Consider the following 15,032-nt stretch of genomic DNA (forward strand, 5'->3'; position numbering starts at 1 on the left):
CAAAAAAAGGTTGGAAGTCTCCGCGATTTTTGCTTATATTATAAAAAATCAACTTATTTTGTCCAGAAGTCGACGATCGAACCCAGGTTGGCGCGGAAAGGAGCGGCGGGGATGTACGACGAGACGGACGCTTTGACCTACGGCGACGAAGAAGCGGACTTTTACTACCACCGCATCCGCCGCACCCGCCCCTTCGAGCGGACGAACCACTATCATCGCACGTACGAGATTTATTACCTCGTCTCGGGCGAGCGGCTCTATTTCATTAAAGAAGAGACGCACCATATCGCCGCCGGCTCGCTCGTCTTCATCGACAAGCAGCTGGTGCACAAATCGTCGATGAAGGACTCGCACGCGCACGAGCGCGTCGTAATCAACTTCAGCGACGCCTTTCTCGGCATGGAGCGGCTGCCGCACTACGACGAGCTGTTCCGCGTATTCCGCGGCGGCTCGCGCGTATTCCGCCTGTCGCCTTACGAGCAGGCCGGCGTGCTCGCGCTGCTGAACCGGATGGGCGCCGAGATCGCGGGCCGCCAGCCGGGCTTCGAGACCGGCCTGCGCCTGCTCCTCGCGGAGCTGCTGCTCCTGGCATCCCGGCTGCCGGATTCCGGCGGCGAGGGAGCGCAGGCGGCGGCCCATCCGCTCCACAGCAAGATCGCGGACGTCGTCAGGCATCTGAACGCGCGCTATTCGGACCTTGTGACGCTGCCGGATCTGGCCGCCCGCTTTTACATGAGCCCCTCCCACCTTAGCCGCACCTTCAAGGCTGTGACCGGCTTTACGCTGGTCGGCTATCTGAACCTGATCCGCGTCCGGGAGGCGCAGGCCTTGCTGCGCGAGACGAACCGCAAGATCATCGACGTCGCGGCCGCCTGCGGCTTCGAGAGCGTCACGCATTTCGAGCGTACGTTCAAAAAGACGGCCAAGCTCACGCCGATGCAGTACCGCAAGCTGCACGATCGACCGAATGGCTAGCGGGTCCGATAAGTTCGATCGTCCTGCCGTTCCGGCAAACGGCGAAGGCGCCTCCCCGTTCCGTCCGGAGAAGCGCCCGCCAATTACGGTCCCTATTAATAAAACTTCACGAGCTCGTCGACCTTGACCGCCTGTCCCGTACGGATCGACTTGTTCGCCGCGATGCCCGTCAAAATGGAGCGCGCGCCGTCGACGTGGTTCGCCGCGCGATGGAATTCATCCTCCACCGGCACGCCGAAGATGTCGTTCAGCAGCACCGGGTCGCCGCCGCCGTGTCCGCCTTCGCCGACTTCGAAGTCGGCCTTGTACGGCTCGCCGAACATCGGGAAGACGAGAATCGTGACGCCCTTCACCGCGCCCTCGAGCGCCTTGTCCCCGCCCGAATTCACGTACGATTGCTCGACGATCTTCATCTCGATGCGGCCTTTCGTGCCGTTAAACGCGATCTGGTAGCCCTCCCAGGGCAGGTAGGCATTCAACGAATAAGTGAGCTGCGCCTTGTTCTTGTACTTCACGAGCACGCTCATCGTGTCCTCGATCGAGATGCCGTCGCCGAACACGCTCTGGTCGCGCCGGTAGCCGTCCTCCGGCTCGGCGTCGAGGTACATCGCCTTCAGATGCGGATTGTCGTCGAGCGGCAGGGCGAACGGATCGCCGGCGGCGTTCGGATTGCCCGTCGCGCGCTCGTAGAACTTGGTGACGCCGCGCTTCTCCGCGTTTTCCCGGCCGTAAAAGAGCAGGTCGCCCATCGCGAACACGGTATCCGGCTGCGAGCCGATCCAGAAGTTCACCAGGTCGAAGTGGTGCGTCGACTTGTGCACGAGCAGGCCGCCGCTGTTGCGCTTGTCCCGGTGCCAGCGGCGGAAATAGTCCGCGCCGTGCTGCGTATTCAGCAACCATTCGAAGTGGATCGACGTGACGTCGCCGATGACGCCGCTCGCGATCAGCTCGCGCGCCTTCGTATGATGCGGCGCGTAGCGATAGTTGAACGTCACGCGCACGCTTCGTCCCGTCCGTTCGACCGCGTCCAGAATCTCCTGGCACTTCTCCTCGTCGACCGTCATCGGCTTCTCGGTAATGACGTCGCAGCCGAGCTCAAGCGCCCGGATAATATACGTATGGTGCGTCCGGTCCACGCTCGTCACGATGACGGCATCCGGCTTTTCGGTCTCGATCATCCGGTCGAACTCGTCGCTCTTATAGGTACGTACCGCCGGATAGTCGTACTTTTCCGTCAACAGCTTGTTCGCGTAGTCCATGCGGGTCTGATTGATATCGCAAAAGGCGAGCAACTCGCTCGTCCCGCGGTAAGACGTCGCAATCGCCGAATAAAAAAACTCCGCTCTTCCTCCTGCGCCTATCTGTACGTAAGTCTTTTTTGCCATCTTTGCCATCTCTCCTCTTCTTTAACGATCCAATGAGGAAAATGTACCGCAAAATGTGCTTATTCGCTCCGCAATTTATGTTATTATTTTTGAAAACCCGCTTTTTTTTGTCCTCATGGAGGCGATTGCCTTGAACTTGAACAGCACGCTTCGATATGGAGACCCGCACGATCCTTTTTACGTAGAATACAATCGCAGGAAAGGCCACTATTCGATGGCAGCCGACCATATGCACGGACAGCACGAGCTTTATTATCTGTTCGGCGGCGAGCGGTTTTACTTCATCAAAGACCGCGCGTACCAGGTCCAATCCGGCGATCTCGTGATCGTGCCCGGCGACGAGGTGCACAAGACAAGCGATACCGGCGTGCCCAACCACGAGCGCATCGTGCTCTACTATGACGAGCGATACTTCGCGCAATTCGGCGAGACGGAGGCCGAGCTGCTGCGCTCGCCGTTCCGCGGCACCCGGCGCCTGCTGCGGCTGGACGCCCCCGGGCGCCTGCGGGTCGAACAGCTGCTGTACGGCATGCTTCGCGAGATCCAGGATCGCCCGCCCGGGAGCGAGCTGCCCATCCGGCATGCGGCCGCGGAGATGCTGTTGTTCGCGGCCCGGCACGCGCTCGGCGCGGAGGCCGAAGCCGCCGAAGAGGCGACGTCGCCTACCGCGGCCAAGATGACCGAGGTCGCGCGGCATATCGCCGCAACCTTTCGCGAGCCCATCACGCTGGACAAGCTGAGCGGCCGCTTTTACTTGAGCCCCAGCTATCTGAGCCGCGCATTCAAGCGGTGCACCGGCTTCGGCATTGCCGAGTACGTTGGCATCACGCGGGTCAAGGAGGCGCAGCGGCTGCTTCGGGAAACGGACGCGAGAATCACCGAGGTGTCCGAAGAAGCCGGATTCGAAAACTTTTCGCATTTCGAAAAAGTGTTCAAGGCCTTTACCCGCATGACGCCGCGGAGCTACAGGGCCCAGTTCAGGCGTTCGTTATAAAACGCAAGACAATTGCGCACGCGATCTATATCTATCTCCTTGCAAGAAAGCTATAATTGTATGTGGCATTTATCGTTCGCGTATATCATCCCGATCTAACATCCCGACGCGAAGGCGGTTCTTATGAATATTACCAAAAAAGATTTGGGGCCTCGGCCTTGTTTTTCTTTTGCTGCTCGGAGGCATGACGGCGATCGCTTCCGTCTATACGAGCGGATGGATATTAGCCCTCTCGATCGCGCTCGGCGCCCTCGGCGTTGCCGCCGGCGCCTATCTGATCGCCACCGTGCATCGGAGCATCTTCGCGGGCATGCGCCGCATCTCCCGGATCGTGGACGATATGGCGGCCGGCAGGACGGACGCGGACGCGCACGCGCACGACGATTCGGCCGAAGACGAGTTCGGCCAGCTCGCGCGCCGATTCCGGGAGCTGGCCGTGTCGTTGCATCGCAAGACAGAGCAAGAACGGCAGCTTCGCGAAGACGCCGAAACCGAAATCTGGATCAACGCCAACGTATCCGAGATGGCGATCCTGCTTCAGGGCTCCGTGCAGGTGCAGGAAGCCTCCCGTATCTTCATGGCAAAGCTGGCCGGCGCGCTCGGCGCGAGCTGCGGGGCGCTGTACGTGAAGCGCGGCGACGCGCTGCACTTTGCCGCGGGCTATGCCTACGACGATGCCGGCGAAAACCGAAAGCCCATCCCGCTCGGCGTCGGACTGGTCGGACAGGTCGCGCTGGACAAGCATCCCGTCGTCATGCGCGATCTGCCGGCGGATTATATCAAGATCCGTTCCGGGCTAGGCGAGACGCCGCCCGCCTGCCTCACGCTGGTGCCGATCCGTTACGAGGAAAAGACCGTCGGCGTCGTAGAGCTGGCCTCTCTCCGCGAGTTTCCGCCGCGCGAGCGGCAATTGATCGACCGGGTGTCCGCGAATATGGGCATCCTGTTCAACACGCTGGCCGATATCGCGCGGATCGACGAGCTGCTGCGCCATACCCAGTACCAGAAGGAGGAGCTAGAGGCGCAGACGGAGGAACTGCGGACGCAGACCGAAGAGCTGACCACGCAGACCGAGGAGCTCCGGGCGCAGACCGAAGAACTCGATGCGCAGGCCAGACAGATCAGCGAGGCCAACGAGACGCTTCGCACGGAAGTGCTGCTGACCGCGCGCCAGAAGGAAGAGATCGCGCAGCAAGCCGAGTCGCTCGCGCGGCAAAAGGAAGAGATCGCGCAGCAAGCGAATTCGCTCGCCGATCAGGCGGAGGAGCTGCGGGTGCAAGCGGACGAGCTGCGCGCCTCCAACGAGCAGCTGCAGACGGAGATGGCGCTTACCGCGCGGCAGAAGGACGAGATCCAGCAGCAGGCCGAAGAGATTTTTATGGCCGCCCAATACAAGTCCGAATTTCTCGCCAACGTCTCCCACGAGCTGCGCACGCCCCTCAACAGCCTGCTGATCCTCTCTCAGATTCTCGCGGAGAACCGGACGGGCAACCTGCAGCCCAAGCAGCTCGAATACGTCCATACGATCTTCTCGGCAGGCAGGGACCTGCTTCGTCTGATCGACGAGATTCTCGACCTGGCCAAGCTGGAGGCCGGCAAAATGACGGCCGTCTTCGAGACGGTTCAAGTCCAGGACGTCGTCGACCACGCGTATCGCACATTCGATCAGGTCGCCCGCGGCAAAGGTGTCGAGCTTCGCATCCGAGTGGATTCCAGACTCCCCGCCTCCCTCAAGACCGACGGCCATCGGCTTCAGCAGATTTTGGCGAATCTGCTTTCCAACGCGTTCAAATTCACCGAAAAGGGCGAGGTCTCGCTCACGGTCGGGCGAAGCGATTCGCATCCGGAAGGCATTTTCTTCGAAGTAAAGGATACTGGCATCGGCATCCCCAAAGAGAAGCTCGAAGGCATCTTCGAGGCGTTCCAGCAGGCGGACGGCACGACCAGCCGCAAATACGGCGGCACGGGGCTGGGCCTCAGCATCTGCCGCCAGCTCGCCTCGCTCTTGGGAGGACGAATCGAAGTCGCTTCGGAGCCCGGCAAAGGCAGCGCCTTCACTCTCCTCCTGTCCGAAACGGCAGAGACGGGGACTTTTGCTCCCGAAGCGGAGCAGCCCTTCGAGCCGAAGACGTCTGCGGCCGCTTCCGCCCGAGAGGAACCTGCCGCCCCGACGCCGCGGCCCGAGGCTGCGGCGCCCCCGGAACCTGTACAGGAAACGGCATTCCCGAAAACGGAACCCGTCGCGTTCAAGACTTCTCAGCGACCCGGCGCCGACATGGCCGATTTTTACGAATCGTTCGTGCCCGACATCTCGATCTCCAATCCGAAGCTGCTCCAGCAAGCCGTCATGGACGACGACCGGAACGACCTGCAGCCGGGAGATACGACGCTGCTCATCATCGAAGAGGAAGAATCGTTCGCGGCCATCCTGCTCGAGCTTGCGCGCAAGCGCGGCTTCAAGGCGATCGTCTCGCTGCAGGGCGACCAGGGGCTCGCGCTCGCCCACGCCTACAAGCCGAACGCGATCATCGTCGACGCGGACCTGCCCGTCCTTAACGGCTGGGCGATCATCAGCAGGCTCAAGAGCCGGCCCGAGCTGCGCCACATCCCCGTGCACGTCGTGTCCACGGCCGACGACAGCAAGCAGGGGCTCTCGATGGGCGCGCTGGACTTCTGGAAAAAGCCGACGGACCGCTCGGAGCTCGAGGCCGCGTTTCTCCGGATCGAATCGTACATTCGGCGTCCGGTCAAAAACCTGCTGATCGTCGAAGACAATGACGCGCTGCGTGCCAGCCTCGTCGCTTTTATCGCGCACCCCGACGTAAACGTGACCGCGGCCGCTTCCGGCAAGGAGGCGCTTGACCAGCTTAACGCCCAGCACTACGACTGCATGGTGCTCGATCTCGGCCTCGCCGATATCTCGGGCTTCGAGCTGCTGGAGCAGGTCAAGACGAACCGCAAGCTGCAGACGCTGCCGGTCATCATTTATACGGGCCGCGATCTGAGCAAGGAGGAAGAGCAGCGGCTGCGCCACTACGCGGAGAGCATCGTGCTCAAGAACGTCCAGTCGATGGAGCGTCTGTACGACGAGACCGCGCTTTATTTGCACCGCAAGCATGCCGACCTTCCGCCGGACAAGCAGCTGCTCATCGAGAAGCTGCACAACCCGGAAGCCGCCTTCGAAGGCAAACAGATTCTGCTTGTGGACGACGACATGCGCAACATTTATGCGCTCTCCAGCGTGCTCGAGGGTTACAATATGGAGATCAGCTTCGCGCAAAACGGCAAGGAAGCGCTGCAGCATCTCAGCGTCCATCCCGGCGTCGACCTTGTCTTTATGGATATTATGATGCCCGAGATGGACGGCTACGAAACGATGCGTCACATTCGCCAGATGCCGCAGTTCGAGAATCTGGTCATCATCGCCTTGACGGCCAGAGCGATGGAGGGCGACCGCGTGAAGTGCCTTCGCGCAGGCGCGTCCGATTACATCGCCAAGCCGATCAACACGACCCAGCTCGTCACGCTGCTCAAAGCTTGGCTCATCAAGTAGACCGCCGGGAGGAATGATTGCTGCATGGGACCTGACGTTCATATCCTTCTTGTCGACGACCGGCCGGACGAGTTTTTGTCCGCGCAAGCGATTTTGGCCGACTCGCCCTATACGCTCGTGTCCGCTTCTTCGGGTGCGGAAGCGCTCAAGTGCCTGCTCAAAAACGACTTCGCCCTCATCATCATGGACGTGCTGATGCCGGACATGGACGGCTTCGAGACGGCACGCCGCATCAAAACGCGGAAAAAATCGCAGGATATCCCGATTATTTTCCTCACTTCGCTGACGTCCGAGCTGGACAACTATATGCAGGCCTATTCGTCGGGCGCGATCGACTTCATGACGAAGCCTGTGCATCCCGAGGTGCTGAAGAGAAAGATCGACGGCTTCGTGCGTCTTTACCTGACGCGGCTCGATCTGGAACGCCAGACCAAGGAATTAGCCGCCAAGACCCAGGAGCTCGAAGCGAAAACGAAAGAGCTGGAAGCGAAGACGAGCGAGCTCGAATCCCAGGCGCGCCAGATGGAGGAAGCGAACCGCGAGTTGACGCAGATGAAGGAAACGGCGGAAACCGCCTCCCGGATCAAGTCGGGCTTCCTCGCCACGATGAGCCACGAGCTGCGCACGCCGCTGAACGGCATCATCGCGATGTCGGAACTGCTGATGGAGTCGGAGCTTCCGCCGGAGGACCGCGACATGGTCGATATCATCCGCACGAGCGGCAACGCGCTCCTTTCGATCATCAGCCACATTCTCGATTTTTCCAAGATCGAGTCCGGCAAAATGGATCTGGAGCTCACGCCGTTCAACTTGGCAAACTGCATGAAGGAGACGGCTGACCTGTTCATCGCGCTGCTCCGCGAGAAAGGGCTGGCGCTGACGATGGAGATCGATCCCGATATTCCTTCACTGCTGCTCGGGGATCCCAACCGGCTGCGCCAGGTGCTCAACAACTTGATCGGCAATGCCGTCAAGTTCACCGGCCGCGGCGGCGTCCGCGTTGATGCACGGCTGCTGCGCCGGCAGGGCGAAGAGCTGGAGCTCGAATTCACGGTAAAGGATACCGGCGAGGGGATCCCTGAAGGGCAGTATCACAGGCTGTTCCAGCCTTTTTCCCAGCTCGAAGGAACGCTGGGCGGCAAGACCGGCGGCACGGGCCTCGGCCTGTCGATCTGCAAGACGCTGGTGGAGCTGATGGGCGGCCGGATCTACGCGAAAAAGGAAGTGGACCTCGGGGCGGCATTCGTATTTACGATTAAAACGATCGCCGTCGAGGGGGGAAGCGGCCGATCGGCAGACCGCGCTCCATTGACAAAATCTCCGGCTCGGCGGAAAATGATTTTAAGTAGATTCTAGGCGCGAAGCACGCGCCCTGCGTCGATCCTGTGTTTTCGCACAGGACGGCGAAGGGCGCGTTTTTTGCGTTTCCCCGGCGCGCAGCGCCGTTCGGAAAATCGAGCGATTATGATATACTGGAGGCAAAAAAAGCGTTGAAAAAGCGATTGAATCCGAAGAACGACTACCTGTTCAAGCGTCTGTTCGGCGAGGCCGACAGCAAGCCGCTGCTGATCGGGCTGCTGAACGCGGTTCTGCGCAGAGGCGAACGCGACGCGATCGCGGACCTTGTCGTGCTGGACGGCAAGCTGCTCACCAAGCGCCTCGTCGAAGACAAAGAGGGCGTGCTCGATATCCGCTGCGAGACGGCGAACCGGGAGCAGATCAACGTGGAGATGCAGGTGGGACGCTATCGGCACATGGAAAAGCGAAGCCTGTTTTATATGGGGCGGCTGCTCGCGGATTCGATTCGCGAAGGCGAGGATTACGGCCAGCTCAAAAGAACGATTTGTATCAATATGCTGGATTTTCCCTTTCTTCCCCTGGAAGGCTTCCATCGCTCGTTTCACTTATACGAGGATGCCGAACGGCAATTTAGATTGACCGATCTGATCGAACTGCACTTTATCGAGTTCCCGAAGTTTCGCTCGGCACCATACGCCGTGGCGGATCCGCTGCATCGCTGGCTGAGGTTTTTGGACGAACGCACGACCCAAGAACAATTGGAGGAGCTGATCGCCATGGATCCGACGATTCGGACGGCCGAAGAACGGCTGAGTCATCTCAGCGAAGACGATATGACCCGCATGCTTTACGAGGCCAGGGAAAAGGCTAACCGGGATCGGATTAGCTTTTTGAAGGACGCGCGGGAGCAGGGACTGGAGGAAGGCAGGGAGCTGGGCATTGCGCAAGGCAAGGAGCTGGGCATTGTGCAGGGCAGGGAACTGGGCAGAGTGGCCGTAGCGATCAATCTGCTGAAAGCCGGAAACGATATCGTCGCCGTCAGCCGCTTGTCCGAGCTGCCCGAAGAACAGGTACGACGTCTGGCCGCACAGCTGAAAGAATAAACGAACAACAAATAGACGTCGCAAGCTTTTGGCCTGCGACGTCTATTTTATTGCGTTTGTGCTGCGTTTCCTTTTACTTGGAGATCAATCCCTGCTTCAGCAGGTTCGACGCGATGACCGCCGCCATCTCGCGGGTCACCTTGGCCTTCGGATCGAAAGCGGTGCCGGAGGTGCCCTTCAGCAATCCCTTGTCGTAAACCGCGCGAACCGACGCCAGGGCGTAGCCGGAGATCTGGCCTTGGTCGGAGAACGCGGTCTTCGATCCCGAGCCGTCTAGCTTGAAGGCGCGGGCCAGTACCACCGCCAGATCCTGGCGGGAGATCGCGTCGTTCGGCTTGAACGATGTCGTCGTAACGCCGCCGATCAGTCCTTTGGACTTCGCCGTCATGACCGCATCGAAGTACCAGACGCCCGGCGCGACGTCAGCGAACGTCTGCTTGGCGCCCGAAGCCGGCGTCTCGCCGAGCAGGCGCAGGATCAGCGCAGCGAACTGAACGCGGGTCAGCTGCTGCTTCGGCGCGAACTTCAGCTCCGTCGTGCTTATGCCCTGAAGCCAGCCGGCCGCGTACGCTTCGTTCACGGCCTCGCTCGCCCATGAAGAGATGTCTGCCGCGTCGGCGAACGACTCGCCGTCTGCCTGTCCCGCGCCCACGGCTACCGTGCCCGAATACTTAAGCACGCGCGGCGCGGCGCCGGCGCGATATCCCGTCACCGTGTAGGCAAGCTCGCCTGCGGACAGCCCCTTGAAGGTTGCCGTGCCGCTCGCGTCCGTCGTCGCCGTCTGGCCGCCGATCGCGACCTGCACGCCTGCCGCCGGTCCCGTCACTTCCTTAAAGCTGCTGTCGTAATAGGTGTATTGCACGTTCACTGCCGTAGCGCCGCCCGCCGCAGCCTTCGCCGTGACCGACTTCACGAGTCCGCTATCTGCCCCGGACAGATACAGGTACAGCTCGTCGCCAGCTTGCAGACGGAACTTCTCCAGCGAAGCGTCGATCGGCGCATAGGCGCCGCCGCGCTTGACCGCATACAACCAGTAGACGCTCTGGTCGCCCTTGGCGTCGCCGATCGCGGACAGGAACTTGCCGTACTGCGGATCGTCCGTATAGCCGAGCTTCAGCTTGTTGCGATCGGCGATCTCGACCAGCGCGTCCCACGCGTACACCGCCTGCGTAGCGCTAAGCGCCGCGAGAGGACCGTTCAGCCCTTCGATGGCGACGCCCGTCGCGACCCACTGGCTGGCAGCGTTGACGTACACGGAGCGGTGCGATGTGCCGAACAGCCCGTAAGCGGCCAACGCGCGCAGCGCCTGCTCGGTGGCGAACGCCTTGTCCGACGCGGCGTCGGACAGCTGGTGCTTGAAGCCGCCGTCCGTATTTTTGAACGCCAGCAAGCGCTGGATCAGGTTCGATCCGCCCTTGGCGAACTTCGCGTCCGCCGGATCGATACCGTAAGCGGCGAGGCCGACGATCGTCTGCGCGATCGCCTCGCTGTTGTCGTCGGCGAGATTGGCGGACAGCCAAGCGACGGCTTTATCCGCCGCGGCAGCAACCTCGGGGCGTTCCTTGTACTTGCCCAGCGCGCTGAGCGCCATGCCGTACAAATCCGGGACCGTGGAGCCGTCGATGCCGGAGACGATGGCCGCGACCAAGTCTCCGCGCGTCCACGCGGTGCCGGCTGGCAGCTCGTAATTGCCCGAATCGAGCGCGAGCAGCACGAAAATGTCGGCATACACGTTGGCGAAGGACGGATAGCTCGCCAGCTTCGCGATCAGGTCGCGGCCGCCGATGCTGCGGGCGTCCAAGCCGACCGCGTTCGCGACCAGCGCGAAGCGCGCAAGCGCCGTTGGATCCGGCGACGCCTTGGCCCACTCGGTCTCTACGCCGGCAGCCAGCTTCGTTTTATAATCCGCAGATACCGCTTGTCCCGCGCGCGCGAAGCTGAACGCCAGCCAGTCCGAAGAGACCCCGCCGTTCGCGTTGACGTAGCCGATCGCGGCTTGAATGTCCGCCTGCACGTTGACGGAAGCGGCCGCGGCAACCGTCGCGGCGCTAGCGCCCTCCGCGTAGCTCTTGCCCGCAGGCAGCGCAGCCGACAGCCCGGCGACCGCGAGCGATACCGACAGCGCGAGCGATGCCAGCGATTTGAAACGTTTGAAGCCCAACATGAGTCATACCCCTTTTCCCAAAAAATAATGAGTCCTCTCGACCGCGCCGCGTGTCCGTACCGCATTAAAAAAAACCACTCCGCAGGGGAGTGGTTCAAGATCGCAGCATGACGCCGCGCCACAGGTCGCGTCCGCCGAAGGGCGGCTTAGCTGGCACAGCCGGTCCCGCCGCTCACTCCGCGAAGCGGGCGGGATACAGTCGTATCGAGGCAGGTCTCCTGGCTCTGCTTCATCGCGGCTCCGACGCCTTCCCATTCGGCTGAACAGTGGCATCGCTCGGAGCGCTCGGCATATACAGTGGCGGGACCGCGCCGGACTCTCACCGGACTTCCCTATTAAGCGGCATGGCAGCATGCGCGCGCCTGGTACGAGGATATGCAGTTATGCCCTAATGATAGCGGGTCGTCCGGCCTTTGTCTATGAAAAGGGTCACACATCGTCGGAGAAATCCGCTTCCGTACGCAGCACCCGCCCGGAAAGCCTATAGGCCTGGCTCGGAGCCTTGACTCGCGCCCTCGTTGTAGCTATTATGGTTACAACAGATGCCAGATGCCGACGCATTCCCCCATTTCCCGCGCCCAGGTGTCGAGGTTATCGAATACCAATTCCCAGGAGGTTGATTTTCCATGAAAATACTAGTAACCGGCGCAACGGGCCATCTCGGCTCCCTTGTCGTAAAGGCGCTGCTCGACCGCGTATCCGCGGCGCAGATCGCCGTCAGCGTTCGAGACCCGCAAAAGGCGGCTGCGCTATCCGAGCGCGGCGTAGACGTCCGGCGCGGCGACTTCGACGATCCGGCTTCGCTGGAGCAAGCTTTTGCCGGCGTCGATCGCCTGTTGATCGTGTCGACCGACGGAGACACGGAAACCCGCATTCGCCAGCACGCGAACGCCGTGGAGGCAGCCCGCATCGCCGGCGTCGGCTTCATCGCCTATACCAGCGCCCCGAACGCGCAAGAGAGCGAGCTGTTCCTGGCGGAAGTACACCGCGAGACGGAAAACGCGATTCGCGCGACGGGCATCCCGTATGCCTTTTTGCGCAACAATTGGTACATCGAAAATGAGGCCGGCGCGATCCATGGCATCGTCGCGGGCGCCCCGCTCGTCACGTCCGCCGGCGACGGCAAGGTCGGCTGGGCCGCGCGCGCCGATTATGCCGAGGCTGCCGCGGCTGTCCTCGCGGGGGGACGGACACGAGAATAAGGTGTACGAGCTCGGCGGGCCGCTGCGTACGTACGCGGAGCTGGCCAGCATGGCGGCCGAGGCGCTTGGACGCGACGTTCCGTTGCAGCAGGTCGACGACGATACGTACGCAGGCATTATGAAGAGCGCCGGCGTGCCGGAGTTCGCCCTGCCGATCGTCACCGCGATCCAGCAGGCGATCCGCGCAGGCACGCTCGCCGTGGAGAGCGGCGATCTGGAAAAGCTGCTCGTCCGCCCCGTGACACCGCTTGTTCAAGCCGTGTCCGCGCTGGCGGCGGCAAAATAAAAAGAGCGGCCGACAACGGGATGGATTGTCCGTTATCGGCCGTTTTCGTTTTGTCAAAGCCGCCAGGCATTATGACGAGGGCGCCTCCAAGTATAAATGAGCGAGGGCAACGGCCAGAGCTGGTAGAAGGAAGCCGCCGGTTTTCCGATGCGAGCGCTTCATGAATCACCCGTCGATACTTCGAGACATCACTCATGGCTGCCCCCACTCCCGTATGCGAAATAACGATCCATTTTCGGCATGATACGGACATTTCGAAGCCGTGACGAGCAGCTTTTGCCGCCTGACGCTTTGACTTCGGCAAGCCGCGCGCCCGCTCGCTTCTTTTACCATAACGCCCGGCCCCGCGCCTCCGTCTGCAGTCCGATCTTGCGCTATGCGCGGGTTGGACGACAGCAGCCAGCTCCAAGTGTTAAGCTATAAGCAACCAAGCTTTGCTTATAAGGAGCGATCACTTATGAAAATCCATCGCGGCACGCTGCTCGGTCCTCTCCTGCTTCTCGCCGGCCTTTTTCTGCTGTTCCGCGGCGATCTGCATCTGGGCACGGGCTCGATTTTCGCCTATTTCTGGCCCACGCTGTTCGTGCTCCCGCTAGGTATTTTTTTCCACTGGCTGTACTTTTCGGTGCTCGGCGGCAAAGGCGTCGGCGTGCTCGTCCCCGGCGGCGTGCTGCTCACGGTGTACGGCGTCTGTCAGATCGCCATGCTGCTGGACAACTGGTCGATGATGTGGCCCGGCTTCATTCTGGCTCCTGCAGTCGGCCTGTTCGAGCTTTACTGGTTCGGCGGCCGGAACAAGTGGCTGCTCATCCCGATCAACATTCTGACCTTCCTTTCCCTGATTTTCTTCGCGATCTTCTCGATCGGCTACCTGCTTGGCAAGCTGACGGGCGGCTCTTCCATCGTGGCCATTCTGTTGATCGGGGCTGGCGCATTCGCCCTGATGTCCCGCCGGCGTGAATCGATCTAACCGGCGAAACGGGGCTGTTCGCGAAGAGCACGCCAAGACAGGCGAATCCCGCCCGCGGATGATAGAGTGAAGTCAGAGAGGGGATGCGCATGGAGTGGCTTGAGCGAATGCGGCACGCGCTGGACCGGATGGAACGGATGGTGGAGGAGCCCTTCGATATGGCGGAGATCGCGCATGCGGCGTGCACCTCGCCCTATCATTTCCAACGGATGTTCCACATGCTGACGGGCATGACGGTCGCGGAATACATGCGCAAGCGCAAGCTGACGCTGGCGGCTCAGGAGCTCGCGATGGGCGCGGCCAAAGTGCTGGACGTCTCGCTGAAGTACGGCTACGAATCGCCCGAGTCGTTCGCGAAGGCGTTTCGCAAAGCGCACGGCATTGCGCCCTCGGAGGCCAAGTCCCAAGGCGCCTCGCTCAAGGCTTACCCGCGCATTTCCTTCCATCTGTCGTTGAAGGGAGACAAGGAAATGGATTATCGGATCGTCAAAAAAGAAGCGTTCAAGGTCATCGGCAAAATGATCAAGGTCGGCACCGAAAACGGGGAGAACAACCGGAGGATCCCGGCTTATTGGGGAGAATGCGCGGCCGACGGCACGCTCGCCAGATTAGCGGAGCTCTCCCCTGGCAACCCTTTGCTAGGCATCTGCTCGATGCCGCCCGGCGAAGAACTGCTGACCTACTTGGTCGCGGTGGAATGCGACGCGAAGGCGGAGACGCCTGAAGGCTGCGTCTCGTGGACGGTACCGCAGGCCACCTGGGCGGTGTTCACCTCGGTCGGTCCCGTGACGCCTTCGATTCAGCGGCTATGGGAACGGATCTATAGCGAATGGTTCCCGTCCTGCGGCTATGAGCATGCCCCGGCACCCGAGCTAGAGGTGTACCCGGAGGGAGACACGAACGCGGAGGATTATCGCTGCGAGGTATGGATTCCCGTCGTCGTCGCGAGTCAGTCGTAGTTCCTTCGGATTGACAAACCCTCCCGCTCCGGCGAAGATAGATTCAAGCAAGGCAAACGGACGCGAAGCACGCGCCGCCGTTAACCCCGATTTTGCGGGTTTAACGGACGGCGCGTGCTTTTTTGCGTCCTCCAAGCGCGCA

Annotated in this window: 9 protein-coding genes, 1 pseudogene and 1 riboswitch; of the genes and pseudogenes, 8 read left to right on the forward strand and 2 right to left on the reverse strand. The window is 61.3% G+C overall.

All coding sequences use genetic code 11. The features are described 5' to 3' along the window. The first annotated feature begins 111 nt into the window (after positions 1-111). Entirely contained in the window at positions 112-975 is an 864-nt protein-coding gene (locus OMP38_RS31780; protein ID WP_277568622.1) for a helix-turn-helix transcriptional regulator, read from the forward strand. A 95-nt stretch (positions 976-1,070) separates the two neighbouring features. On the opposite strand, the gene OMP38_RS31785 is transcribed toward OMP38_RS31780, so the two are convergent. Then, positions 1,071-2,360, reverse strand: coding sequence for a Gfo/Idh/MocA family protein (locus OMP38_RS31785; protein WP_277568623.1), 1,290 nt, complete (start codon positions 2,358-2,360; stop codon positions 1,071-1,073). Positions 2,361-2,490: 130 nt separating this feature from the next. On the opposite strand from OMP38_RS31785, the gene OMP38_RS31790 reads away from it, so the two are divergent. From OMP38_RS31790 to OMP38_RS31805, 4 genes are all read left to right on the forward strand, one after another. Beyond that, positions 2,491-3,354, forward strand: coding sequence for an AraC family transcriptional regulator (locus OMP38_RS31790; protein WP_277568624.1), 864 nt, complete (start codon positions 2,491-2,493; stop codon positions 3,352-3,354). Between the two features lie 184 nt (positions 3,355-3,538). Further along, entirely contained in the window at positions 3,539-6,907 is a 3,369-nt protein-coding gene (locus OMP38_RS31795) for a response regulator (RefSeq protein WP_277568625.1), read from the forward strand. A 24-nt stretch (positions 6,908-6,931) separates the two neighbouring features. Continuing rightward, a complete protein-coding gene (locus OMP38_RS31800) occupies positions 6,932-8,263 on the forward strand; it encodes an ATP-binding protein (protein WP_277568626.1) in 1,332 nt (443 codons plus the stop codon). A 134-nt stretch (positions 8,264-8,397) separates the two neighbouring features. Beyond that, entirely contained in the window at positions 8,398-9,309 is a 912-nt protein-coding gene (locus OMP38_RS31805; protein ID WP_277568627.1) for an Rpn family recombination-promoting nuclease/putative transposase, read from the forward strand. Between the two features lie 73 nt (positions 9,310-9,382). On the opposite strand, the gene OMP38_RS31810 is transcribed toward OMP38_RS31805, so the two are convergent. Further along, complete coding sequence (locus OMP38_RS31810; protein WP_277568628.1) at positions 9,383-11,473, reverse strand: S-layer homology domain-containing protein; 2,091 nt, start codon at positions 11,471-11,473, stop codon at positions 9,383-9,385. Between the two features lie 191 nt (positions 11,474-11,664). After that, a riboswitch (cobalamin riboswitch) is annotated at positions 11,665-11,853 on the reverse strand. A gap of 246 nt (positions 11,854-12,099) precedes the next feature. Between OMP38_RS31810 and OMP38_RS31815 the strand changes: the two are divergent. The 3 genes and pseudogenes from OMP38_RS31815 (at position 12,100) to OMP38_RS31825 (ending at position 14,890) form a co-directional block, all read left to right on the forward strand. Continuing rightward, a pseudogene (locus OMP38_RS31815) lies at positions 12,100-12,961 on the forward strand (SDR family oxidoreductase). 463 nt (positions 12,962-13,424) lie between these two features. Continuing rightward, the gene (locus OMP38_RS31820) at positions 13,425-13,931 is read left to right on the forward strand and encodes a hypothetical protein (RefSeq protein ID WP_277569017.1); all 507 of its coding nucleotides are present in this window, start codon (positions 13,425-13,427) and stop codon (positions 13,929-13,931) included. Positions 13,932-14,020: 89 nt separating this feature from the next. Next, positions 14,021-14,890: an AraC family transcriptional regulator gene (locus OMP38_RS31825; protein ID WP_277568629.1), complete on the forward strand. Its 870-nt coding sequence runs from the start codon at positions 14,021-14,023 to the stop codon at positions 14,888-14,890. Positions 14,891-15,032: the final 142 nt, after the last annotated feature.

It is taken from the genome of Cohnella ginsengisoli (assembly GCF_029525555.1).
GTDB classification, from domain to species: domain Bacteria; phylum Bacillota; class Bacilli; order Paenibacillales; family Paenibacillaceae; genus Cohnella; species Cohnella ginsengisoli.